The following is a 23678-nucleotide window of genomic DNA, read 5'->3' on the forward strand; positions in this document are numbered from 1 at the left end:
GTATCTCTCACTACTGAATTTGTTGCACAGAAGTTTTGCAGTACCAAAATAAATAAATGGGTATGCCACTTGCAGTGAACAGGCTCGAAATCAGCAGAGTACCTACAGGGGTTTCTAATATCACCCAACAACAAAAGGTTGTTGCTATGCTACCAATTAAAAGCTTATAACAACTCCTCTCCTGTATAATAACCTTTAGAAAGGCAAAACAGCACGCAAGATAAACGAACAAAAATGAAATTACAGAAAAGTCAATAATCGACGTAATCTGCTGGGCAAAATTGTTGTTTGAAGTGAGAATTAGTAAAATTGCAGTTCCAATTGAACTAACTGTTATTCCCCAAAAAGGAGAGCCATGCTTGTTCCTTTTAGCAAAGAATTTTGGCATTAGTCTATCTTCTGCAAGACCAAAAGCAACTTGTCCACTAGATAAAACCCAAGCGTTTAGACTGCCAACACAAAAAATGAATGCAACTATAGAAACAATTAAATGCCAATTACCAGAAAACATAATTTTTATCGCATCAACATATGGTGCTCTTGAACTTGCTAAATTGTTGCCATTGATCAATCCCATAATTGCAAAATTGTTGATAAAATATATAACAGCAACACAAACTGTGCCAAGCACCACAGCTTTTGGTATAGTTTTAGCTGGATTATCAACTGACCCTGCAGGTGCTGTTGCCAATTCAAGTCCAATAAAACACCATAAAGTAAGGAGTGTAGAGCGGGCAAGAATTTGCGATGTTGTAAGACTTAATATTTCTTCACTTATGATAAAATTATTTCTATCGAAAAAAAACAACGCTGCTACAGGTATTGCAAGCAATACAGCAACCTTCACAACCGTGAGCAGAAACTCAACGTGCCCTGCAGTAGCTATTCCCCTTAAATTTATTAATGTAATGATTGTAAATAACAACAGCTCTAAAAATAAACGCATACTTTTGATATCTTCATGGAAAAATGGTGTAAGATAGCCAACACCCACAACTATTAAAGCTGTTGTACTAACCCATGAGATTACCCAATATGTCCAACCAACAAAGAACGCTGCAGCAGGACCAAAAGTATGTTTCACATAAACGTGAGGACCTCCTGTTTCTGGAAACTTTGCACATAGCGTAGCAAAAACTAGCGCAAGAGACACAGCACCAGCTCCTGATATCATCCAACTTATAAGGCTATAAGCGCCATATGGAGCAAGGCTAATTGGAAGCATAAAAACCCCAGAGCCGATCTGACTACTAATGACTAAAGCAAAAACAGCCCAAAAACCTATTTTATTTGACACAATACCTCTTAATTCTATTAATGTAAGCCAGTAGTATAGCTTAAGAATTTTAGCAAATAAAAAATTTAAGTTAAGTTTTTAGTTTATGATACCAAAGTAGATAAATAAGTGTTCCGCTTAAAGGGAATAGACTTGATATTAACAATGTTTTTATAGAAGTCTCGTATATTACCCAACAGCAAAAAGATACAGCCACACCTCCAATTAAAAATTTGCAGTAGCTTTTGTCTTGTATATTAACTTTGAGAAAAGCAAGGCTACATGCTAAGTAGATAAACAAAAATGACACCACAGAGATATCAATTATTGAAGTTACTTGCTCAGCAAAACTTTTGTTTGACGTTAGGATAAGTAAACCTAACACCCCCAAAGTACTGAGTATTATTCCCCATAATGGAGCATCATGCTTATTTTTTTTGCCAAAAAATTGCGGCATTAACTTGTCTTTTGCAAGGCCTAAGGTGACCTGTCCATCAGCTAAAAACCAAGCATTTAAATTACTTACAGAAACGATAAAGGCAACAACAGAAATAATTAAATGCCAATTACCTGGAAACATAATTTTTATCGCATCAACATATGGTGCTTTTGAACTAGCTAGTTCATTACCACTTATCAATCCCATAATTGAAAGACTATTGATGAAATATATCACAGCAACACAGACTGTTCCAAGCACTATAGCTCTTGGTATTGTCTTAGCTGGATTATTGACATATCCTGCAGGTGCCGTTGCTGATTCAAGTCCAATAAAACACCATAGAGTAAGGAGTGTAGAACGAGCAAGAGTTTGTGATATTGTAAAGTTTGATACTTCCTCGCTTACAATAAAATTATTTTTATCAAAGAAAAACAACCCTGCGATAGGTATTGCGAGAAGTGCAATAATTTTAACAATGGTCAGCAAAAGCTCAACATGCCCAGCAGTAGTTACTCCCCTTAAGTTTATTAGCATAATAGCTAAAATTAATGTTATTTCTAAAAGCAAACGTATATCTTGTATATCATTATGAAAAAGCGGGGCTAAATAACCGATACTTGCAATCGTTACAGCAGTTGAGCTAACCCACGAACTTACCCAATATGTCCAACCAACAAAAAAAGCTGCTGTAGAACCAAAAGCATGTTTCACATAAATATGAGGACCGCCCGTTTCTGGAAATTTTGCGCAGAGTGAAGCAAAAACTAAAGCAAGAGATATAGCACCAAATCCTGATATAATCCAGCTTATGAGGCTATAAGCGCCGTATGGCGCAAGGCTAATTGGGAGCATAAAAATTCCAGAGCCGATTTGGCTACTGATCACCAAGGCGAAAATAGCCAAAAAGCCTATTTTATTTGACACGACAATGTTTAATTTTTATCTGAATATATTAACAATATAGCTGAAGCTCGAAAATTTCAATTGATCTTTTTTGTATAAAAATTTGCATTTTTTTAATTTAAGCATATAATGAGAAGTATATTAATAGGTTATTAAGAAGTGGTTTATGAATCCGAGGTTAAAAACATTTTTGGTTGTTTGTGGGTATGTTCTATTAGTTGGTGCTGCTATTGGAGCAATTTTTTTATTTGACTACTTACTTGAGATCTTTATTGATGCGCTTTATGCATTCCTTCTTGCCAAAACTTCAAGTGAGGTGTTAGCTGTTTTTGGAACACTTGCAGTTTTACTTGCCACTTGTGTTTTGTGCTACGGACTGCATAAGCTCTGTTCTATTTTTACAGAAAAGATTACAAGTAGCTATCAATCTTTCAAAAATGAAAATAGTGATGATAACATTTTTTCTGAAGTATATAATGACCCGACAATAGGGTTGAAAGATAAGATTTTATTTTTTTCTATATACTCAATATATTGTATCCAATTACCATTTTTGTATTGTTCATCGAAGATATCAGAGCTTAGCAGAACATTATCAAATAGTAGAGCGTTGGGTCTTAGAATATGTTTAGTGCTTATTAATACTATATTATTGATCCCAGTAGCACTTCTTGAGTTAATAAAGTATCCATTAATAAAGCTCTTCTCGCCTCTGGGTTTAAGTGTAAAGCAAATGAGCTTTTTGTTTAATGTAAGTGATGTAGGTACTGGTAATCAGAATGTTCATACTAGAAGTTTTGAGCAAAGTGTTATTGAGTGTGCCAAAAAATTAAAGGAAGAATATGGGACTCCGTCACATGAGCTGGATGAAGAGTTTAAAAACTATATAGGCGGTTTGACAAATCAGCAGAAAGAACTGATAGAGCCTTATTTGAAGGTAGATAATTATAGAGAAGGAGAATGGGTAAGGTGGGTAGATTCCAAAACCGGACTGACATTAACACAGGCAATAAATCTAGTTTTAATTGCAGCAACAAAGCAAAATGCAGATGTAGGGCTGTTGAAATCCATATTGCTGGTTCGTTTTGAGGAAAGTAATCGCCAATGTGGTCCTGGAATGCTTAATCGTATCATTTATGCATTAAGTGGCCTTGAAGCAGAAAATAATTTTGCAGCTCAACTAGAGCCTCAGATAATAGGAGAATTGGCCGGTAATGCTACTAAAAGATTTCTTGAGAGATCTGTAGATAAGCACTACTTTAAAATAAAAATTTTAAAAGAAAATTTTGATGACTTATATTCGCTAGGTTCTGAAGTGGATTTGAGCAATGCAAATGATGAAGTAAAGGATGGAATTTCTCATATGAGAAGTGCTATAAAAGAATTTGTATTTAAAGAGTTATATGTGAAGTTTTATAATGACTATGGAGAACATATTCGTAGAGGACAGATAAAACAAAAGCTAAGGGAATTAATAACAGGTGAAGTCGTAGATGCAGCAATATATGGTAAGATAGATGAAGTAGCAATACCTGCAGAACCATCCACTTGCCTTGAAAGAGTGAAAGCATTTTTGGGAAATATAGCAAGGTTTTCTCCTGCTTAGCACGCCTCTAGAGTTTACTAAACTTTGATTGTGAGTTAGGTGTGAAGCTAAAAATTGGTATTTACGATTAACTCACAGCAAACTAAACGATGGCAACCTGGTCACCCTCTAATTTTTCCTTATTGATTCGTAGCAGGTTCTTTGCTATGGTTATGAAAAGAAACCTCATCAGTATACTTTGATAGGTGAGTATTATATATGATAATATTGATAACAAATGATGATGGTTTTGAGAGTGAAGGAATAAGATTACTTAAAGAAATTGCACACAATTTTGCATCGGAAGTATGGATAGTAGCACCAGATACTAATAGGAGTGGAGCTGCAAGGTCTCTTGACTATCCAGTAAAGCAATTTATTAAAATAAGTCAACATAGTGAAAGGGAGTTTAGTGTGTCTGGTACTCCCACAGATTGTGTCATTATCGCGTTAAATAAAATTATGAATAAAAAACCAGACTTAATATTATCTGGAGTAAATATTGGATCAAATGTCGGCGATGATATTTGTTATTCAGGCACAATCGGTGCTGCAATGGAAGGTGCTGCAAGATTTATACCTTCTATTGCACTAAGCCAAGCTTATCGTAACGAAATAAACTGGTACAATACAAGGATTTTTGCATCAAAGATTATCGACAAGCTAGTTAAAGTTGGTTGGCCTAAAAATATAGTGATGAGTATAAATTTTCCTGCTACAGAAAAAGTGAAAGGAGTAGAATTTGCTGAACAAGGTGAATATAACATTGATGGTGATTTAACTTTTACTGAAAATTTAAATGGTTCTTTGAGCTTAAATTGGTCTCGGGAACACTCAGGCAGTGGTAGTGTAGATAAAATAAAAGGAGGTTTTATTACTATTACACCGATAAAATTAGATTTTACAGATTATGATATATTAAATGCTATGAAAAATTCTTGTGCAGAGGAATTTTCTTCTATAGCTAACACTCCTATTGCTTCTGATTAGATATTTTCTACGGTTTTATCGCGAGCAATCATTTTTTCTTCACCCGTGTCCATATTTTTAATTTTTAAAGTTTTACTGCTTAGCTCTTCATCACCAAAGATTAATACAACTTTTGCATTTGCTTGATTTGCTTTTTTCATTCGGGTTTTTAGAGTTCCACTATATTCGTAAATCACATATAAACCATTTCTGCGTAATTCACTTGCAAGTGTTAGAGCATGTTCTTCAGCTTCTCCACCGATTGGAATTATATAAATAGGCCTCTCTTTTTTTTCAGCATAGTTGATTAATTCCATTATACGCTCAATCCCCCCTGCAAATCCTATTGCTGGAGTGTGTTTTCCACCTACTGAAGATACTAGATTATCGTATCTTCCACCGGCAAAAACTGCTCCTTGTGCACCTAAATCTTCTGTGACAAATTCAAATACTGTGTGACAATAATAGTCTAGACCTCGAACTAATTTGCTATTTACAGTGTAAGGTATGCCAAGAGCTTGCAGTCCATTTAACACCTGGTCAAAGAAATATGAAGATTCTTTTGTATAATAATCACTGATTTTTGGTGCGTCAGAGATTATTTCTTTATCTGTCTTATCCTTAGAGTCTAATATTCTGAGTGGGTTTTTAATCAATCTATTTTGACTATCTTCTGATAGGTCATTTTGAAACTTTTTTAAATACGATATCAAAGCTTCTCTATACTGAGTTATTGTTTCACTATCACCCAGAGAGTTGATTTCCAGCTTTACATTTTTATTGATGCTAAATTCAGTTAGTAAGTGCTGAGCGAGTGATATCAATTCAATATCAGCTTTTGGATCTTCTATGCCAAAAACCTCAAAATTTATCTGATGAAATTGCCTTTGTCTTCCCTTTTGCGGTCTTTCATAGCGAAATGCAGGCCCTATTGAAAATAATTTTATCGGCGCTTGTAGTTTTTTTTCAATGAGTAACCTAACAATAGCTGCAGTGAACTCAGGACGCAGAGTTATGCTCTTTCCCCCTTTATCAATAAAAGTATACATCTCTTTAGTGATAATATCTGAGCTATCACCTAAAGTCTTTGTAAAGACTTCTGTGTATTCAAATATCGGAGTTTGAACAGGTAAAAAGCCGTATAAACTTGAGATTCTGCTTGCTGTTTGCTCTATGTGTTTAAACTTGTACCATTCATCAAACAGGAGATCTTTTGTTCCTCTAACTGTTTGATTAGTCATAGCATAGTCTCTATACCTGAAACTTCTGGTATGTGATAGCTTAGCATATTCTGCACTCCTTGTTTTAAGGTAATTGCAGCACTTGGGCACCCAGAGCAAGCTCCTTGCAGTTCAACGTAAACTATTCCGTCTTTATAGCCACGGAACTTGATATCACCACCATCTTGAGCAACTGCAGGTTTAATATAACTTTCCATCAATTCTTTTATTCTATTTACAATTTCTATATCATTTTCATTAAAGAATTCTTCCTCTAGCATTTTATTATCACTTACTCCTTCTTTATCAAATGCTTTTCCACCAGAAGTAAAGTGATCCATAATTGTAGTTAAAATTTCCACCTTTACTATATCCCAATTCATTCTATCTGATTTTGTTACCGAAATAAAATCATGACCAAAAAATACTCTTACAACATGTTCTATTTGAAAAAGATTTACTGCTAGTTTGGAGTTCTTTATTTCATCTGCATTTGAAAAATCAGCTGTTTCTCCTTCGCTCAGAATTTCAAAACCAGGAAGAAATTTCAGCGTGTTTGGGTTTGGTGTTTCTTCAATCTGGATAAACATGTTATTTACCATGACAATTATAATTGTTACTATTTAATCATAAAATGATAAAAAAATATACATGTCATTCATCTTCTTCCTTTTTTTGATATTCACAATAATCACGTTTGTTTTACCTAGCGTTGTTGTATTTTTTCTCTTTTTGGCAAAGAGAAATAACATAAGTTTTATGATGCACTCTATATTAAGTAAGTTTTTGAACGAATTTAACAGCAGTAAAAGTTACACCAAAAATTACACTGGTGATAATATGTCCAAAGATGAAGCATTAAAAATACTGGGGCTGAATTCCGAGGCAAGCCAAAATGAAATCAATAAGGCATACCAAAATTTAATGAAACTGGTCCATCCAGACAAGGGAGGCTCGGAATATTTTGCACAAAAGTTAAACGCAGCACGTGATAGGTTGATGAAGACCTAATTTTAACTATTGTTTTCTCTGTAAATTTTGCTTGTACATATTAAGTTGCATGATATAAAACCGGAAACATTATTCTTTAGGAGGTATTTGATGAAAAAACTTGAGAGATTGAGAAAGAATTTATTTGCGGCTATAGATGAGCTTAATATTAATAAAGTTAAAAGATATGTTAAAAAGGCAAGATATATAAATAAAGAAAAAGAGATTATTAATGGTAAAAAAGATGGTATGGCACCTATACATCTTGCTGTTTATAGAGGTAGCTTAGAGATAGTGCGGTTTTTGCTTAAAAATAATGCTAATATTAATGCTGTTAGTGATGGATGTCTTGTTCCTTACTCGTACGTTACTGCCATGAATAGAAAAGCAGAAATAAAAGAAATGATATATCATTGTACTAGTAGTACCACTTCCCAAGTAATGCAAGGTTTTACAGCTTTACACTTAGCCTTTTTTTATTGTCGATTAGATATCGCGAATCTTCTGCTCAATAATAACACTATTAATATTAAAAATGCAAATGGCAAAACGGCATTTGAGGTTATCCCTGGTTATGAAAGTCTTTGCAGTGATGGCTGTGACATAGAAAAAATATTCTTAGCTGTGTTAAGATTTCATAAAAATAATTGTACAGAACTATTACTTTCTGCTAGAATAAATACTAAATTAGAGTTAGAAGCTGGTGATACTCCAAATCCTCCACCAAGCAGTGCAGTAAAACCTTTTTCTTTTATTAATAGTATATTTAGTTGGGTAACCACTGCCACACTCAATGGCTTATTCAGCAGTGCTCCTACTTTACTTCCTGCACAGCAATTTGTTGATCACTTAGCTGGTAGCCCAATTGGTTCTTCACAAGTTGATTTTAATGCAACAGCTCTACTAGTTGATGTAGTGGTCAAAAAGTTCACAGGGAAAAAGTATTCAAGACTACTGGACAATCCACCTCTGACAAAACTTGATATTATAGAAAAAAAACTCGAGACGGCAATTAGTAGTTGTGAAAAACTTTATCAATGTCCTGAAAGTTCATTAAGCAATTTAACGATATCTAAAAGTATGCATCAAAAGTCCCTTCAAATCAGTTAAAATAAGCTCTCTAATTCGAGTGCTTATTTACAAAACTTATCCCTTATTTCCTCTTCTAAAGCAGATTGCTTATTATCAAGTAATAAAAATTATGAATTAGGGGCTTAAAATATTTTGCAAAAAAGTTACGTGATAGATTGCTGAAGACCTAATTTTTAACTATTGAAATTTTTCTCTGTAAATTTTGCTTGTATATATCAAATTGTGTGATACAAAATCGGGAACGTTGTCTTTTAGGAGATATTTGATGCAAGGGATGCAAAAACAGATAAAAACTGAGAACTTTGTAAATGAGTTATTTATTGCCATAAAAGAGCATAGTCTTCTAAAAGCTAACATATGTATCAGAAGTGCAGTGTACATGAACCTAAGAAAGCAGATTTTTATTGGTGAAAAATACGGTATGAAACCTATAAGTTTTGCTGTGAAAGAAAATAGCTTAAAGATATTGAGGTTTTTGGTTAATAACGGCGCCAATGTTAATGCTGCTAGTAGTGAAAGCTTGAGAGTTGCATTGCACGTTGCTGCTGAATATGGCAGAGAAGATGCAGGACAGCTTCTACTTAGTCGTTATGCTAAGATCAATTTGCAAGATATAACGGGTAAGGTGCCTTTGCACTTAGCGTCTTTCCATTGCCAAGTGGCAATGGTGGAACTTCTTATCAAGCATGATGCTAATATTTATATAAGAGATGCGGGTGGTAGAATACCACTAGATGTTGTTGGAGATGATCCAAAATCTATATGTACTAGTAATACAAGGCAAAAAATAATATCTACATTAAAATGTGCTGATAAAGAAGTTAATTGTCAGACATTAGCTTCTAGAGCAAATCCTAAGGTAATAGAAGCTAGGAATTACTTTAGCTATCATGATAATAGTACAAATGCGTTAAGCAGCGCAGTAAAACCTTCTTCTTTTATTAATAGTATGTTTAGTTATGTGAGAACTTCAATTACTGCTGTACTCAGTAGCCTATTTCAAAGTACCCCTGCTTTACCTCCTGCACAGCAATCTATTGCACATTCAACTGGAAGCTCAATTGGTTCTTCACAAGTTGATTGTAATGGAGCAATTCTGCTAACTGCTGTAGCAATAAGTAAGTTCACAGGGAAAAGATATTCAATGCCACTGGATGATTCACTTTTAACGATAAGACAGGTTAAAGAAAGAAAACTTAATTCTCTAGAAAGAGATGTCAAGATGGCACTTAGCAAGTGTGACAAGCTTCATCAGCATCCTGAAAGCTCACTGAGCAACTTCACAATATCTAAAGGCGTGCATCATCAAAAGCACCTCTAAATCAGTTAAACTAAGCACTCTAATTCGAGTGCTTATTTACAAAACTTATCCCTTATTTCCTTTTCTAAAGCAGATTGCTTCTTATTAAGAGCAAAAAAATTTGAATAATGAAGCTCAGCATATTTTGTACAAAAGTTAACGTGGTAGGTTGCTGAAGACCTAATTTTTAACTATTGAAATTTTTCTCTGTAAATTTTGCTTGCACATATTAAGTTGCATGATATAAACCCGGGAGATTCTCTTTTAGGAGGTATTTGATGGAAAAACAAAAAATAATTGAGATTTTAGGAAGAAAATTAGTTTCTGCTATAAGCAGAGGTGATTTTCAGAAAGTTAAAGAATGTATTAAAGAGATAGAGTATGAACAAATAAAAAATGAAGTTTTGAATTATGAAAGATACTATATGAAACCTATACATCATGCTACTCTCTTGGGTAATTTAAAGATATTAGAGTTTTTATGTAACAGCGGTGCTGATGTTAATACTACTATTAGTAATCGATATTTGAGTACTCCCTTGCACATTGCTGCTAGACATGATAAACTAGAAATAGCAAAATTTTTACTTGATCGTGATGCTAACATCAATGCTACAAATTATAAAGGCTTTACACCTCTGTACTTAGCATCTGACCACTGTCATTTAAATATGGTAAAACTCCTACTCTGCAAGGGTGCTGATGCTAGTATTCAAAGTCAGTATGGCAAAACAGCATTAGATGTTGTTGGAAATGCTAGAAAAGATGAATGTAGTAGTAGTGAAATTCAAAAAATAGAATCTGTATTGAGCAGTTCTACTGAAGCTGACTGTGAAGCAAAATTAACTTCTATAAAAGCAGGTATTAAAGACGCTAACGACAGCACAGATTTTGTAAGTAGTGCAGCGAGTCTTCAATTATCCCCTACCAAAGCAATTAAGATAGAATTGGAAGTTAGTAATACCAAAAACTTGGCAAGTAGCACAGTGAACTCTTCCTCCACTCCTACCAGAGCAGATTTTAAAGAAGCTAGCAGCATCACAAGCGGTGCAGTAAAACCTTCTTCTTCTATTAATAGTATATTTAGTTGGGTAACCACTGCCACACTCAATGGCTTATTCAGCAGTGCTCCTACTTTACTTCCTGCACAGCAATCTGTTGACCACTTAGATGGTGGCCCAATTGGTTCTTCACAAGTTGATTTTAATGGAACAGCTCTACTAACTGATGTAATGATCAGAAAGTTCACAGAGAAAAAATACTCAAGGCCACTAGAAGATTCACTTCTCACAATACAAGAAATTAGAGAAAGAAAGCTTAACACTATAGAAAAAAACTTCGAGATAGCACTTAGTAAGTGTAAAAAACTTTATCAATGTCCTGAAAGTTCACTTAGCGATTCAACAATATCTAGGTTTTCATCATCACAGTCCCTCTAAATCAGTTAAAATAAGCACTCAAGTCTGAGTGCTTATTTTCGTATAATCCTCTTTAAGTTAAAGCTCTTATATGTTGGGAATAATCTGCTACGAAATTTAAGTAAATTAAGGAGGTTTATGGTGTTTTGTACAAAAACTAAATGTAGCACATGATGAAATAACAATCTCTTACGTTGTAAATTTTTTTTAATTTTACATATAAATTTCACTAGCATATGCCCGAATTATGTGGTATAAGGGCAAAGATTTTATCTTTTAGGAGGGTTATGGTTACAAAAACAGAAGTTGAAAAATGGAGAGATGGGCTACGTTCTGCAGTAAAGGAACGTGATTTTCAAAAAGCTGAGGAGTATATTAGCGAAGGAAAGACACATACTACTAATGTTATTAACTCTAAAGATAGAAATGGTAACTCACCTTTATCGATTGCTGTTAGTAAACAAGATTTAGAAATGATGAGGTTTTTAATTGAGAATGGCGCAGATGTTAATATTGAGGATTATTTTCATGTGCCTCCTATATACTATGCTGTTACGAAGGGCACCACAGAAATGATAGAGCTTCTAATCGATAAAGGAGCAAGCATTAGTGGTTATTTTTCATATGCTGATAAAAAACGCACTCTTGTAGGTTGGGCTATAGACAAGAATAGTCCGGAAAAAGTGGAGGTCTTACTTAAACATGGTGCTAGCCCAAACGGCAAATTTGATCTTCTTGCTTATTCACAAAATTCATGCCTACATGCTGCTATTGAAAAAAACTACTCAAGAATAGTTGAGCTTCTTATTGAATATCGTGCTGATGTCAATGTTCAAAACGAACAGGGACAAACACCTATATATTTGGCTATTAGTTTAAAACGTCCAAAAATAATGAAGCTGTTATACGATAGTGGTGCTGATATTGATAATGTTAAGGATATAAGGAACGAGACACCATCAGATTATGTTAAGTTATTTTATCCCGGTAAAACGATAAAAGAGATTGTTGCAGAAGCAGAGAGTGCCAATGTAAACCCAGGTGATACTACTCTTGCACCAAGTAGTGCAGTAAGACCTTCTTCTTTTATTAATAGTGTATTTAGTTGGATGGGAACTTCAACAACTGCTGCACTCAGTAGCTTATTTCAGAGTGCCCCTGCTTTACCTCCTGCACAGCAATCTATTGCACATTCAACTGGAAGCTCAATTGGTTCTTCACAAGTTGATTGTAATGGAGCAATTCTGCTAACTGCTATAGCAATCAGTAAATTCACAGGGGAAAGATATTCAATGCCACTGGATAATTCGCTTTTGACATTGGAGCAAATTAAAGAAAGAAAGGTTAGTGCTATAGAAAGAAATGTCAAGATGGCACTTAGTAATTGTGAAAAACTTTATCAATGTCCTCGAAGTTCATTAAGCAATTCAACAATATCTAAAGGTGTATATCATCAAAAGTCCCTTTAAAACAAGCACTCAAATTTGAGTGCTTGTTTTTGTGAAATCTACTCTTTAAACTTAAACTTTTTATTGTTTATTAGCGTTAAATTGTTACAATACAATGAGTTAAGATGACAAAGCTTTAAGTTATGGAAGATGATAGCAAAAAAGAAATAATAGAAGAAAAAGGTATATTAGGTTGGATAGAATATAGACTGCCTATATTTTCTTTTCTAAAACATATTGCTTCTTATCAAGTACCAAAAAATTTAAATTATGCTTGGAATTTTGGTTCTTTGGCTGGTATAGCGCTGATTTTACAAATAATAACAGGTATATTTCTTGCTATGCACTATACTCCGCATGTTGATTACGCGTTTAATAGCGTGGAGCGTATAATGCGTGACGTAAGTTACGGATGGTTAATACGCTATACTCATGCTGTTGGGGCGTCACTCTTCTTTATGGTGGTCTATGTTCATATCATGCGTGGATTATATTACGGATCTTATAAGAGACCGCGAGAAATGGTATGGTTTATTGGCATATTTATATTTTTTGCAATGATGGCAACTGCCTTTATGGGATATGTTCTTCCATGGGGACAAATGAGTTTTTGGGGTGCAACAGTTATAACTACTTTATTCTCGGCTATACCTTTAATTGGTGATAAAATAGTTATATGGCTATGGGGAAGTTTCTCTGTTGATAATCCAACGCTCAATCGTTTTTTTGCGCTGCATTATCTTATGCCTTTCATTATTATCGCTTTAGCTATGTTGCATGTTGTTGCTCTGCATAGGTTTGGCTCTAATAATCCAAGTGGAATAGAAGTCAGGTCAGATAAGGATACCATTCCTTTTTACCCTTACTATATAGCAAAGGACTGCATAACTTTTGGTTTATTTTTTATAATTTTATTTGCATTTGTTTTTTATGCCCCTAATTATCTTGGGCATCCTGATAATTATATAGAGGCTGATCCTATGGTAACTCCAGTACATATAGTGCCAGAGTGGTATTTCTTACCTTTTTATGCGATGCTGCGTTCAATTCCAAATAAACTTATTGGTGTACTTACCATGTTTGGATCTATTTTAGTGTGGTTTCTTTTGCCTTGGCTTGATAAATCAAAGGTTAAAAGTGGTGCTTATCGCCCATTATTTAAGAAATTTTTTTGGGTTTTTGCAATAAATTTTGCATTTCTTGCCTGGCTTGGGGGACAAGAAATTAAGGAGCCTTACATTACTTTAAGTAGGCTCTCAACTCTTTATTATTTTTCATATTTTGTGATAATTTTACCTTTACTTAGTAAGTATGAGAAACCAAAAAAATTACCAAAAACAATAAGCGATTCCGTGCCGGAGATGAAGTGATGCTATTGGTTAAAGTTGCTGTGTTTTGTGTATTATTTTTCGCTAATTCTTTGTCTGCAGAGGAGTTTAAACCTTTACCAAATAAGAAAATCGACTGGAGTTTTGATGGAATTACTGGATCTTTCGATAGAGAGTCAATTCAGCGTGGCTATAAAGTATACAAGGAAGTCTGTGCTGCTTGCCATTCAATGAATAGAATAGCGTTTCGTAATTTGCAAGATGTTGGTTTTTCTGAAGAGGATGTAAAACAAATTGCAGCCTCTTACCAAGTTAAAGATGGTCCGAATGATTTGGGTGAAATGTTTGATAGGCCGGGAGTGTCTTCGGATTATTTTATTGCACCTTTTGATACAAAAGAAGCAGCTGCAGCAAGCAACAATGGAGCAATTCCACCGGACTTATCATTAATTGTCAAAGCAAGACATGATGGTGCAAATTATGTCTATTCACTACTAATTGGTTATCAAAACGGTGAACATGATGAGAACGGTTTATATTTTAATCCATATTTTTCAACAGGCAGGTTAGCTATGGCACCACCACTCTCTGAAGGAATGGTAGAATATGATGGTACAAGGCAAGCCACAGTTGAAAATATGGCATATGATGTGGTAAATTTCTTACAATGGGCAGCAGAGCCAGAACTGGAGCGCCGACATAAACTTGGGCTAAAAATAGTGACATATTTTATAATTTTGACGGTGTTTTTTGTATTAACCAACAACAGGATTTGGAGCAGGCTCTATAAAAAGAAAAAATAGAGTTTTTTATGTTCATTCTTTCATACCTTATTTACACTAGCAAATGTATTGTATAGTAATAAATACATTATGAAAATATAAAGGTATGGAATTTCAAATAGTTACACATTTTCAGCCAGCTGGAGATCAACCACAGGCAATAGACAACTTAGTTGCAGGGTTAAATAGTAATAAAAGAGATCAGGTTTTGCTTGGAGTTACTGGTTCTGGAAAAACCTTCACTATGGCAAATGTTATTGCAAGAACAAACAGGCCTGCATTAATTATGGCACATAATAAAACTTTAGCGGCGCAGCTTTACGAGGAGATGAGAGGATTTTTCCCTCACAATGCTGTTGGATACTTCATTTCTTATTATGATTATTATCAGCCTGAGGCTTATTCGCCACAAACAGACACTTATATTGAAAAAGACTCTTTAATAAATGAAAGAATTGATATGCTACGCTATTCTGCTATATGCTCTCTTTTGGAGCGTAGGGACACGATTGTAGTTGCGAGTGTTTCTTGTATATATGGTCTTGGTTCGCCTGAGAGCTATCTCAGCATGACCTTGACTTTAAGTGCTGGAGATAAGATTCATGTTAATGACTTTCTGAATAATTTAGTTAATCTCCAATATAAACGTTCTGATGTCAGATTTGAGCGAGGATATTTCAGAGTGCGCGGCGATATTATTGATATATTTCCTGCCTATTATGAAAATAAAGCTTGGCGTTTATCATTGTTTGGTGATGAAATAGAGGAAATTTCTGAGATTGATGCCATGAACAGCAATATTATCAGATGCATAGATACAGTCACCATTTTTCCAAATAGCTATTACACTACATCACGTGAGACTCTTTTGCAAGCAGTTCAATTGATTAAAAAAGAACTACATGAACGCCTGGATTATTACTATTCACAGAACAAAATTGTTGAAGCAAAACGCCTTGAGCAGCGTACTAATTTTGATATTGAAATGATGATGGCAACGGGAGTGTGTAAAGGTATTGAAAATTATTCGCGTTATCTTTACGGAATGAAAGCCGGAGATCCACCGCCTACATTGTTTGAGTATTTACCTAAAGATGTAATTTTATTTGTTGATGAAAGCCATGTAACCGTTCCCCAGATAGGTGCAATGTATAGCGGTAATGAAGCACGTAAAAAGAAATTGATAGATTATGGTTTTAGGCTACCTTCTGCTTTTGATAACCGTCCATTAAAATTGGAAGAGTGGGAGGCAATACGGCCACAGACTATTTACGTTTCGGCTACTCCAGGAAAATATGAATTAGAAAAGACTAATCACGCATTTATAGAGCAAGTTATCCGCCCAACAGGACTGACAGATCCCATCTGCACCATAAAACCAACAGAGAGTCAGGTTGATGATGTGATTCACGAGGCGCAAGTAACAATAAAAAAAGGATTTTGTATTCTAATTACCACATTGACAAAAAAAATGGCTGAAAAGCTAGCTGAGCATATGAGTGAGCTCAGTATGAAAGTAACTTACCTACATTCAGATATTGGTGCACTGGAAAGAATTGAAATTATATGCAAATTAAGATCTAAAGAAATAGATGTTCTTGTTGGCGTTAACTTGTTGCGGGAAGGTCTTGATATTCCCGAGTGTGGATTGGTTGCAATTTTAGATGCTGACAAAGAAGGGTTTTTACGATCAGAGACTTCGCTCATTCAAACGATAGGTCGTGCTGCACGAAATGTTGAAGGCAGAGTAATTTTATATGCAGACAAAATTACTAATTCTATGGATCGTGCACTGAAAGAAACTGAAAGGAGAAGAAAGAAACAGACAGAGCATAATACACTGCATAATATTGTACCAAAAACTATAATAAAGCCTATATCAAATACTTTACAGGAAAAAGTGGTGATTGAGAATTTTAGCAAGGATGATCTAAATAGTTTGAAAAAGCAAATGTTGAAGCATGCTGAAAATTTAGAGTTTGAAGAGGCAGCAAAAATAAAAAGTATTATTGAAAGGTTTAATAATAGATCCACTGCATAATTAGAAAAAAGATGAATAATTAATAGCTAAACTGACTTTGATTTATCAACAATTTGAAAAAACATCATCTAAGTGGCAGAAAAATGAGCCAGTTCATGATAATTTCAAATTTTCACCTTTTATCTTATAGGTAATGATTGTTGAACTTATTTCTTTCTTGAGATTATGTACAGACTCTAACAAATTAAATCTCACAACAAATTTGTTGTTTCATAGCTTTTATATCATACTATAATTGCAACTGTTTTAACAATAATCAGAGCCTAAAAGAGGTTTATTATCAATGGACTATTTATAAAAAATCTTATGGAAAATAAAGCTTGGTTCATTTGGCTGATCAGCAACTTAATTGTTATATTCAGCAATATGCAGATAATCTACACCTTTATAAGTGTGAATCTTGAAAAAGAACTTGGGCTCACGATTGCGCAAGTTGCACTAGCTAATTCAGCATATACTTGGACTTTTGCTATCTCACAATTTTTTAGTGGGGCAATGTTTAATGTTTTTTCCAGCAAAAAAATTTATTTTTTCTCGTTGTCAATCATGCTCTTTGGTTTTTTTGTCCTTATCAAGAGTGACAATTTTGCCCATTTAATTTTATCTCAATTTTTGATCGCAATTGGAGCATCGTTTGGTTTTGTTGGCGCTGCTCATGTAAGTAGCACATATTTTCCCCTTACTCAATTTGGACTGATGTTCTCACTAGTGCAGACAATTTCAAGTCTTTCTGCTTTGATGATTCAAATGTGCTTCTCTAGCTTGCTTGCCGAAGGTGCAGATTGGAAAAATCTTATTGTATGCGTAATATTATTTGGCGTATCGATATTCGTACTTATGTTTTTTTATCCGAAAGGACTTTCAAAAAAAAATTTGGGGGAATACACAATAAAGAGCTCTATAAAAACAGTAATATGTTCTGTACTAACAGTGCTAAAATTAAGAGATATCTGGATAACCTCAATAGTGGGTGCTATTACTTTTGGAACATTTTTAGCGCTTAATATGCTGTGGGCACCAAGGTTACTAAGCAACTTAGAACTCAATACAATGGAGTTAGGTGTGGCAACTGCAATATTGTGGCTTGGTCTTGCAGTTGGTGCTCCAATTGCAGATCTAATCTCAAATCTATTTAAAAATAGAAGGCACGTAATCTCTGCTTTTGCCACATTGCAAAGTATTTCAGCTATTATTTTACTATGCGGTAATTTAACAGTTCATATTATATACTTTTGTATGTTAATGTTTGGTTTTTTTGCAGGAGGACATATGCTTAATTTTACTGTTGGTAGTGAGATTGTTGAGCAGAAGTATATTAGCACATCATCATCCATTATCAATGGATTTATGTTTGTTATGAGTGGAATTTTAGTGTCAATTTTAGCACTTTTTTCAGATCATCAAATGGCGCTTTTCACAATATTTGCAATGTTAACATTTGCTAGTATTTTTAATTATGCTACAAAAGAAACATACTATAAAAATAAAGTAGCTGAATCTTGAGTCGATTGTTATATTATATTAACATACTGTAATAAATTATGACAACAAAAGACACAACAGTAACTAAGGCAACAATAGCTGAATGTATAAACCAGGAAATTGGATTATCGAAAGAAGACTCTATTGCAATAATAGATGACATATTGGATGAGATAAAAACGAGCTTAGCAAAGGATGGAATAGTAAAAATATCTTCATTTGGAACATTTTTGGTTAAAAACAAGAAAGAAAGACCAGGAAATATACCAAAGACATCGGAAAGGGTAGTAATTAAAGCGAGAAAATCAATTTCTTTTAGACCTTCAAAAATGATGAAGAAATTAATAAACAACCGATGAATAAGGAAAAATTATTTTACACAATTGGAGAAGTAGCTGAAGAACTACATTTGGAGCAGCATGTTTTAAGATTCTGGGAAAGTCAATTCCATCAAATTAAACCCATAAAACGGAAGGGAAGAAGACTATATGATCATAAGTGTATAGAGGCAATAAAGAAAATAAAATATATGCTATATGACAAAGGATATACAATAAAAGGAGTACAAAAGGAATTTGGGAACGATGTAAGAATTGATCATTATTCAAGAAATTTGTTGAAAGAACTTACCGATTTAAGAGACTATTTGACTGATAAAATAAATGAAGAAAGTAATAAATAGACGAAAAACACTATAAAGTTTTGTGAAAGTTGATATATCTAGAGATAAGTGTATGTGTCGTATAGCCTTGTTCTTTATATTATCAGCAATACTGATAAGCTGTGGCCTGCAAAAACCTGCACCTGTACTACTTAAAGGCGAAGAATTTTATGGGAAAAGAGACCTAGAGTACACAAGGGAGTATCATTTGATTAAAGAAAATGTTGATTCTTCGCTGCGAAAAGAAAGTAGAAAAGCCTTTGTAGATAAGGTATATAACAATAATGCACAAAGCATGTGTAAATTTGTAATACCGGTTAAAGGTGCAGTTACCTCTTCTGATAAAATATGTCAAGATGGCATAAAAATTACTGCTCAAAGTGGAACAAAGGTTATTGCTTCTGCACCTGGCAAAGTAATATACGTAGGCAAAGGCCTGAGGTGGTACGGAAATTTAATTATAGTGGAACATAAAGATAATTACATGACTATGTACTCCTATTTAAAAAACATACAAGTTGAAATTGGTGATAAAGTAAAACAAGGTCAAGTAATTGGATCTGCAGGTAAATCAAGCACACAAGATAAAGATCCGCAGATGTGTTTCACAATAAGACATAATGGTCAAGCAGTCGATCCTTTAGTACATATAAACTGTGATTGAATTTATGAAATATGATTTTAAAAACGTTGAAAAATTCTACCAAAATAAGTGGGATTTTTCTGTAAGCAAAGATAGTAAAAAGAAGAAATGTTACGTGTTGGAAATGTTTCCATATCCATCTGGTAAGATTCATATGGGGCACCTGCGTAACTATGCAATAGGAGATGTTATAGCACGTTACAAGAGAGCTCGTGGATTTGAGGTTTTGCACCCAATTGGCTGGGATGCGTTTGGATTACCAGCTGAAAATGCAGCAAGGGACAATAACATTAACCCTGCAGCATGGACACAAGATAATATAGATAATATGCGCACGCAGCTAAAATCTATAGGTCTTTCATACAATTGGGATCGTGAGCTCTCCACATGTGAGCCTGATTATTACAAACACGAACAGAAATTTTTTCTGGATTTTTTAAAGCATGGTCTTGCCTATCGAAAAGAGTCGTGGGTTAATTGGGATCCAGTGGACCAAACAGTGCTTGCAAATGAGCAAGTGGTTGATGGAAAAGGATGGCGATCAGGTGCAGTTGTTGAAAAACGTAAGTTATTCCAATGGTTTTTAAAGATTACTGATTTTGCTGAAGATTTGCTTCATTGTTTGCAAAGTTTAAAAAATTGGCCAGAAAAAGTCAAAACTATGCAAGAGCGCTGGATAGGAAAATCTGAAGGGGCAACTATAGATTTTGAAATATTTGGCTTGAATAAGAAGTTAAAGATTTTTACAACTTCTCCTCATGCTTTATTTGGAGCTTCTTTTCTTGCAGTAGGAGCAGAGCACCCTATTGTACAAGACCTTAAGGACAAAGAAATAAGAGACTTTATTGGTAATATGAAGGCAAAGGGGGAGAATGATGAAAAAATAGGAATTTACACTGGATTAAACGTAAAACACCCATTTCTTGATAAAGAATTACCACTTTATATAGCGAATTTTGTGTTGATGGAGTATGGAGAAGGTGCGATTTTTGGTTGCCCTGCACATGATCAGCGTGATTTTGAATTTGCACAGAAGTATGGTTTACCGATTATTCCTGTAGTTTGTGAAGAGAGCACAGAGATCTTAAAAGAACCGTACTTCGGTGATGGAGTGATGTTCAATTCTGAATTCTTAAACGGACTAATGATTAATGAGGCAAAAAAAGTAATCATAAAAAAACTTGAAGAAAAAGGAATAGGTAAGAAAACAATAAACTATCGTCTACACGATTGGGGAATTTCAAGGCAACGTTATTGGGGATGTCCTATACCTATTATACATTGTAAAGATTGTGGAATTGTTCCAGTTCCAGAAAAAGACCTCCCTGTTGTTCTACCAACGGATGTAGAATTTACAAGTGGTGGTAATCCCCTGTATAAGCACCCAACCTGGAAATTTGTTGATTGTCCAAAGTGCGGAAAGCAAGCAGAACGTGAAACTGATACATTTGACACTTTTTTTGAATCTTCTTGGTATTTTGCTGCATTTTGCAGTGAAAATAAATCGATTAATAAAGATACTTGTAATCGTTTTATGCCTGTTGATTATTACATAGGTGGAATAGAACATGCAATTCTACATTTGCTTTACTCAAGGTTTTTCTGCCGTGCTTTAACTAAATGTGGCTATTTTGATGTTAAAGAGCCTTTCTCTACTTTAATCACTCAAGGAATGGTCTGCCATATAACTTATAAAGATGAGAATGGCAAATGGCTCTTTCCCGAAGAAGCAAAAGAGTTGATTGCGAAGGGTGCTAAGATCCAAGTTGGAAAAGTCGAAAAGATGAGTAAGTCAAAGAAGAATACAGTTGACCCAAACTTTATCATAGAAAAATACGGTGCTGATACTGCTCGTTTGTTTGTATTATCCGATACCCCCCCAGAAAAAGATATGGAATGGTCTGATGATGGCGTGGAAGGTTGTTTTCGCTACATAAATAAATTGTGGCGTATGGTAGTGCAACTTAGGCCCGTAAACATACACTATGATAATGAAAACATTGTAGGTAAACTCCTAGAGTACAGAAAAAAAATCCATAAACTATTGCAAGTGCTTACAGATGACTTGGAAAACTGCAGATTAAACTGTGTGGTAGCAAAGTTTCGTGAAATGACAAATTTAATAGCTGAAATAGACGTAAAAACTGGAAAATCTCTTATTGATGAAAGTATATGCATACTAATCAGAGTAATTGAGCCATTCATGCCACACCTGGCTGAAAATTTATGGCAAAAAATAGGAGGCGAAGGCATGCTATATATGCAACCTTGGCCAAAAGCTGATGAATCACTACTAATTGATAATATGGTAACTGTGGCAGTACAGATTAATGGAAAGTTGCGTGCGACTATCAAAGTAGAAACTGATTTACCTCAAGAAGAATTGAAGAAAATAGCAACAGGTTCTGTATCTAACAAAATCGATCAAAGCAAAATTCGCACTATATATGCTGTACCAAATAAGGTAGTAAACATAGTTATATAAAAATTTTGAGTAGCATGTCCCTAATTTCGTAGGTATACTTTTTTTGATATGAGGTTATATCTTTTTTAATATAAAGGATATATACTTGTGCATTATATATTTTTTTGTATGGGTAGTTATATGAAAATAAAAGGATTGTGTGTTTTAGCTGTTTTGCTCACTTCATCTCTAGCAGGTGCAGCTAGTAATAAAGCAGCTAGTAATAGTGCAAAAGAGCAGTACTACGCAGGTTTAAACTTTGGTGGTGGATGGGGCACTGGATTAAAAATAAAACCTGGCTTAGTTTTTGGTTATAATTATGATAAAAGCTCTAAGTTTGAACTTGAGATTCTCACTGACGTAAGTGATATGTTTGGAGGTAAGGATGCAGAAGGAAAGGACAAAAACAAGAAAATGGGAGCTAGTTTATTAGCACATTACCGTTATTATCCTGACGTTGACATTGATCCTGTGAAACTATATGTCAGTGGAGGTTTAGGAGGACATCTACAAGTATATCCTTTTGACATTGTTGGCACTGAAACACTAGATAAAATACTGGGTGCTATTTCGTACAAACTGAAGGTTGGTGTTGATTATGAAGTTGCTCCACAGATAGTTGGTACAGCTGCTTTAACCGTAGGCGGGCAACTGAGTGGTTTAAAAGCAAAACAAATACCAGATGCGATGCTGGAAGTAGGAGTACGTTATAGTTTTTAATGCTGGATGGCATTGTGTACATGTTTAATGGTTAGGTGTAACCATAAGCAATGCTCAAAACTTGCTGCTAGCATGTTTGAACACTTATTCCAGTCTGTTTTAAGGAAGTAATGTGTATGAATTATATGAGAACGATGAAAGTGTTCGCTGTGTTGATTGCTTTAGCAAGTACAGCTAGTAATGGTACAAGTGAGTTAGAAGATCAGTACAAAGATCGGTATGAAGACCAGTACAAAGATCAGTATGAAGATCAACACAAAGATCATTGTGAAGATCAATACGAAGATCGATATGAAGACCAGTACGAAGATCATTACTATGTAGGTTATGTAGGTTTAAACTTTGGGACTCGATGGGGTGAAAGCTTTAAATTGAACCCTAACGTTGTCTTTGGTTATCATCATAACAAAAATTCTAAGTTTGAACTTGAGGTTCTTGCTAACATAAGTGATATAACTGATAAACAAAAAAGGAAAGTAGGAGCTAGTTTGTTGGCAAATTACCTTTACTATCCTGATCTTGAAATTGATCCTATTAAATTATATGCTAGTATAGGACTGGGTGGATATATTCGAATATTGCCATCTTTTGGTCTTGGTGAGGATACAAATGCAGTTAACACTCCAAATTCGGCTGCAACTGTAGCTGCAGCCGCAGGTCAAAATGAAACACTAGATAAAATACTGGGTGCTATTTCCTATAAAGTAAAGTTAGGTGTTGATTGTGAAATTATTCCGCAGATAGTTGGCACAGTTGCTATTGCTGCAAGCGGTCAATTAAGTGGCTTTAAACCACCGATGAAAAAACCAGATGCAATCATAGAAGTAGGTATACGTTATAATTTTTAAGCTATGAACACTTTGAATCCCTATACACAGTTGTATGCTTGGTGCTATATATGTGCTATTTGCAAA

At 34.4% G+C, this 23678-nt stretch carries 21 protein-coding genes; 17 read left to right on the forward strand and 4 right to left on the reverse strand.

Going from position 1 to position 23678, the window contains the following annotated elements:
* Nucleotides 1–10: 10 nt before the first annotated feature.
* Entirely contained in the window at nucleotides 11–1297 is a 1287-nt protein-coding gene (locus CAI20_RS01030; protein ID WP_149168684.1) for an APC family permease, read from the reverse strand.
* A gap of 70 nt (nucleotides 1298–1367) precedes the next feature.
* Complete coding sequence (locus tag CAI20_RS01035; RefSeq protein WP_149168685.1) at nucleotides 1368–2642, reverse strand: APC family permease; 1275 nt, start codon at nucleotides 2640–2642, stop codon at nucleotides 1368–1370.
* A 145-nt stretch (nucleotides 2643–2787) separates the two neighbouring features.
* Between CAI20_RS01035 and CAI20_RS01040 the strand changes: the two genes are divergently transcribed.
* Nucleotides 2788–4227 carry a hypothetical protein gene (locus CAI20_RS01040; protein WP_149168686.1) on the forward strand — a complete coding sequence of 480 codons (1440 nt, stop codon included), beginning with the start codon at nucleotides 2788–2790 and terminating at the stop codon, nucleotides 4225–4227.
* A 198-nt stretch (nucleotides 4228–4425) separates the two neighbouring features.
* Entirely contained in the window at nucleotides 4426–5196 is a 771-nt protein-coding gene (surE, locus tag CAI20_RS01045; RefSeq protein WP_149168687.1) for a 5'/3'-nucleotidase SurE, read from the forward strand.
* Here the strand turns inward: surE and hisS are convergent.
* Nucleotides 5193–6416, reverse strand: a complete 1224-nt coding sequence (gene hisS / locus CAI20_RS01050) for a histidine--tRNA ligase (protein ID WP_149168688.1) — start codon at nucleotides 6414–6416, stop codon at nucleotides 5193–5195. The genes surE and hisS overlap by 4 nt on opposite strands.
* Nucleotides 6413–6985, reverse strand: a complete 573-nt coding sequence (locus CAI20_RS01055; protein ID WP_006015115.1) for a NifU family protein — start codon at nucleotides 6983–6985, stop codon at nucleotides 6413–6415. Before CAI20_RS01055 ends, hisS begins: the two co-directional genes overlap by 4 nt.
* 169 nt (nucleotides 6986–7154) lie before the next feature.
* Here CAI20_RS01055 and CAI20_RS01060 point away from each other — a divergent pair, with 169 nt between their 5' ends.
* From CAI20_RS01060 to CAI20_RS01130, 15 genes are all read left to right on the forward strand, one after another.
* Nucleotides 7155–7406, forward strand: coding sequence for a J domain-containing protein (locus tag CAI20_RS01060; RefSeq protein WP_230440382.1), 252 nt, complete (start codon nucleotides 7155–7157; stop codon nucleotides 7404–7406).
* A 90-nt stretch (nucleotides 7407–7496) separates the two neighbouring features.
* Nucleotides 7497–8495, forward strand: coding sequence for an ankyrin repeat domain-containing protein (locus CAI20_RS01065; protein WP_149168689.1), 999 nt, complete (start codon nucleotides 7497–7499; stop codon nucleotides 8493–8495).
* Nucleotides 8496–8742: 247 nt separating this feature from the next.
* Nucleotides 8743–9798 (forward strand): ankyrin repeat domain-containing protein, encoded by a 1056-nt coding sequence (locus CAI20_RS01070; RefSeq protein WP_149168690.1) that lies wholly within the window; start codon nucleotides 8743–8745, stop codon nucleotides 9796–9798.
* A gap of 257 nt (nucleotides 9799–10055) precedes the next feature.
* The gene (locus CAI20_RS01075; protein WP_149168691.1) at nucleotides 10056–11216 is read left to right on the forward strand and encodes an ankyrin repeat domain-containing protein; all 1161 of its coding nucleotides are present in this window, start codon (nucleotides 10056–10058) and stop codon (nucleotides 11214–11216) included.
* A gap of 266 nt (nucleotides 11217–11482) precedes the next feature.
* Entirely contained in the window at nucleotides 11483–12664 is a 1182-nt protein-coding gene (locus tag CAI20_RS01080; RefSeq protein WP_019236738.1) for an ankyrin repeat domain-containing protein, read from the forward strand.
* 122 nt (nucleotides 12665–12786) lie between these two features.
* Nucleotides 12787–14013 carry a cytochrome b gene (locus tag CAI20_RS01085; protein WP_052264707.1) on the forward strand — a complete coding sequence of 409 codons (1227 nt, stop codon included), beginning with the start codon at nucleotides 12787–12789 and terminating at the stop codon, nucleotides 14011–14013.
* On the forward strand, nucleotides 14013–14774 hold the full coding sequence (locus tag CAI20_RS01090) for a cytochrome c1 (protein WP_052264708.1): 762 nt from the start codon (nucleotides 14013–14015) through the stop codon (nucleotides 14772–14774). Before CAI20_RS01085 ends, CAI20_RS01090 begins: the two co-directional genes overlap by 1 nt.
* 85 nt (nucleotides 14775–14859) lie before the next feature.
* Nucleotides 14860–16794 carry an excinuclease ABC subunit UvrB gene (gene uvrB, locus CAI20_RS01095; protein WP_007302152.1) on the forward strand — a complete coding sequence of 645 codons (1935 nt, stop codon included), beginning with the start codon at nucleotides 14860–14862 and terminating at the stop codon, nucleotides 16792–16794.
* A 306-nt stretch (nucleotides 16795–17100) separates the two neighbouring features.
* Nucleotides 17101–18297: an MFS transporter gene (locus CAI20_RS01100; RefSeq protein WP_007302153.1), complete on the forward strand. Its 1197-nt coding sequence runs from the start codon at nucleotides 17101–17103 to the stop codon at nucleotides 18295–18297.
* A 38-nt stretch (nucleotides 18298–18335) separates the two neighbouring features.
* The gene (locus CAI20_RS01105) at nucleotides 18336–18635 is read left to right on the forward strand and encodes an integration host factor subunit alpha (RefSeq protein WP_007302154.1); all 300 of its coding nucleotides are present in this window, start codon (nucleotides 18336–18338) and stop codon (nucleotides 18633–18635) included.
* Complete coding sequence (locus CAI20_RS01110) at nucleotides 18632–18958, forward strand: MerR family transcriptional regulator (protein WP_012481900.1); 327 nt, start codon at nucleotides 18632–18634, stop codon at nucleotides 18956–18958. The genes CAI20_RS01105 and CAI20_RS01110 overlap by 4 nt, the downstream gene beginning before the upstream one ends.
* A 52-nt stretch (nucleotides 18959–19010) precedes the next feature.
* Nucleotides 19011–19601: a murein hydrolase activator EnvC family protein gene (locus CAI20_RS01115; protein ID WP_007302156.1), complete on the forward strand. Its 591-nt coding sequence runs from the start codon at nucleotides 19011–19013 to the stop codon at nucleotides 19599–19601.
* Nucleotides 19602–19605: 4 nt separating this feature from the next.
* Entirely contained in the window at nucleotides 19606–22065 is a 2460-nt protein-coding gene (gene leuS, locus CAI20_RS01120; protein ID WP_149168692.1) for a leucine--tRNA ligase, read from the forward strand.
* Between the two features lie 120 nt (nucleotides 22066–22185).
* Complete coding sequence (locus CAI20_RS01125) at nucleotides 22186–22764, forward strand: outer membrane beta-barrel protein (protein ID WP_026097243.1); 579 nt, start codon at nucleotides 22186–22188, stop codon at nucleotides 22762–22764.
* Between the two features lie 110 nt (nucleotides 22765–22874).
* Nucleotides 22875–23612, forward strand: a complete 738-nt coding sequence (locus tag CAI20_RS01130) for a hypothetical protein (RefSeq protein ID WP_012481902.1) — start codon at nucleotides 22875–22877, stop codon at nucleotides 23610–23612.
* The last annotated feature ends 66 nt before the right edge of the window (nucleotides 23613–23678 follow it).

Origin of the sequence: Wolbachia endosymbiont of Chrysomya megacephala (assembly GCF_008245065.1) — a bacterium.
Lineage (GTDB): Bacteria > Pseudomonadota > Alphaproteobacteria > Rickettsiales > Anaplasmataceae > Wolbachia.

What these genes read in the sequence shown, in the direction of transcription:
- CAI20_RS01090 (WP_052264708.1), top strand. Translation starts at nt 14,013, where the DNA reads ATGCTATTGGTTAAAGTTGCTGTGTTTTGTGTATTATTTTTCGCTAAT.
- uvrB (WP_007302152.1), top strand. Translation starts at nt 14,860, where the DNA reads ATGGAATTTCAAATAGTTACACATTTTCAGCCAGCTGGAGATCAACCA.
- CAI20_RS01055 (WP_006015115.1), bottom strand. Translation starts at nt 6,985, where the DNA reads ATGTTTATCCAGATTGAAGAAACACCAAACCCAAACACGCTGAAATTT.
- CAI20_RS01115 (WP_007302156.1), top strand. Translation starts at nt 19,011, where the DNA reads ATGTGTCGTATAGCCTTGTTCTTTATATTATCAGCAATACTGATAAGC.
- CAI20_RS01100 (WP_007302153.1), top strand. Translation starts at nt 17,101, where the DNA reads ATGGAAAATAAAGCTTGGTTCATTTGGCTGATCAGCAACTTAATTGTT.
- CAI20_RS01110 (WP_012481900.1), top strand. Translation starts at nt 18,632, where the DNA reads ATGAATAAGGAAAAATTATTTTACACAATTGGAGAAGTAGCTGAAGAA.
- CAI20_RS01105 (WP_007302154.1), top strand. Translation starts at nt 18,336, where the DNA reads ATGACAACAAAAGACACAACAGTAACTAAGGCAACAATAGCTGAATGT.
- leuS (WP_149168692.1), top strand. Translation starts at nt 19,606, where the DNA reads ATGAAATATGATTTTAAAAACGTTGAAAAATTCTACCAAAATAAGTGG.
- surE (WP_149168687.1), top strand. Translation starts at nt 4,426, where the DNA reads ATGATAATATTGATAACAAATGATGATGGTTTTGAGAGTGAAGGAATA.
- CAI20_RS01125 (WP_026097243.1), top strand. Translation starts at nt 22,186, where the DNA reads ATGAAAATAAAAGGATTGTGTGTTTTAGCTGTTTTGCTCACTTCATCT.
- CAI20_RS01075 (WP_149168691.1), top strand. Translation starts at nt 10,056, where the DNA reads ATGGAAAAACAAAAAATAATTGAGATTTTAGGAAGAAAATTAGTTTCT.
- CAI20_RS01065 (WP_149168689.1), top strand. Translation starts at nt 7,497, where the DNA reads ATGAAAAAACTTGAGAGATTGAGAAAGAATTTATTTGCGGCTATAGAT.
- CAI20_RS01060 (WP_230440382.1), top strand. Translation starts at nt 7,155, where the DNA reads ATGATGCACTCTATATTAAGTAAGTTTTTGAACGAATTTAACAGCAGT.
- CAI20_RS01040 (WP_149168686.1), top strand. Translation starts at nt 2,788, where the DNA reads ATGAATCCGAGGTTAAAAACATTTTTGGTTGTTTGTGGGTATGTTCTA.
- CAI20_RS01130 (WP_012481902.1), top strand. Translation starts at nt 22,875, where the DNA reads ATGTGTATGAATTATATGAGAACGATGAAAGTGTTCGCTGTGTTGATT.
- CAI20_RS01080 (WP_019236738.1), top strand. Translation starts at nt 11,483, where the DNA reads ATGGTTACAAAAACAGAAGTTGAAAAATGGAGAGATGGGCTACGTTCT.
- CAI20_RS01085 (WP_052264707.1), top strand. Translation starts at nt 12,787, where the DNA reads ATGGAAGATGATAGCAAAAAAGAAATAATAGAAGAAAAAGGTATATTA.
- hisS (WP_149168688.1), bottom strand. Translation starts at nt 6,416, where the DNA reads ATGACTAATCAAACAGTTAGAGGAACAAAAGATCTCCTGTTTGATGAA.
- CAI20_RS01070 (WP_149168690.1), top strand. Translation starts at nt 8,743, where the DNA reads ATGCAAGGGATGCAAAAACAGATAAAAACTGAGAACTTTGTAAATGAG.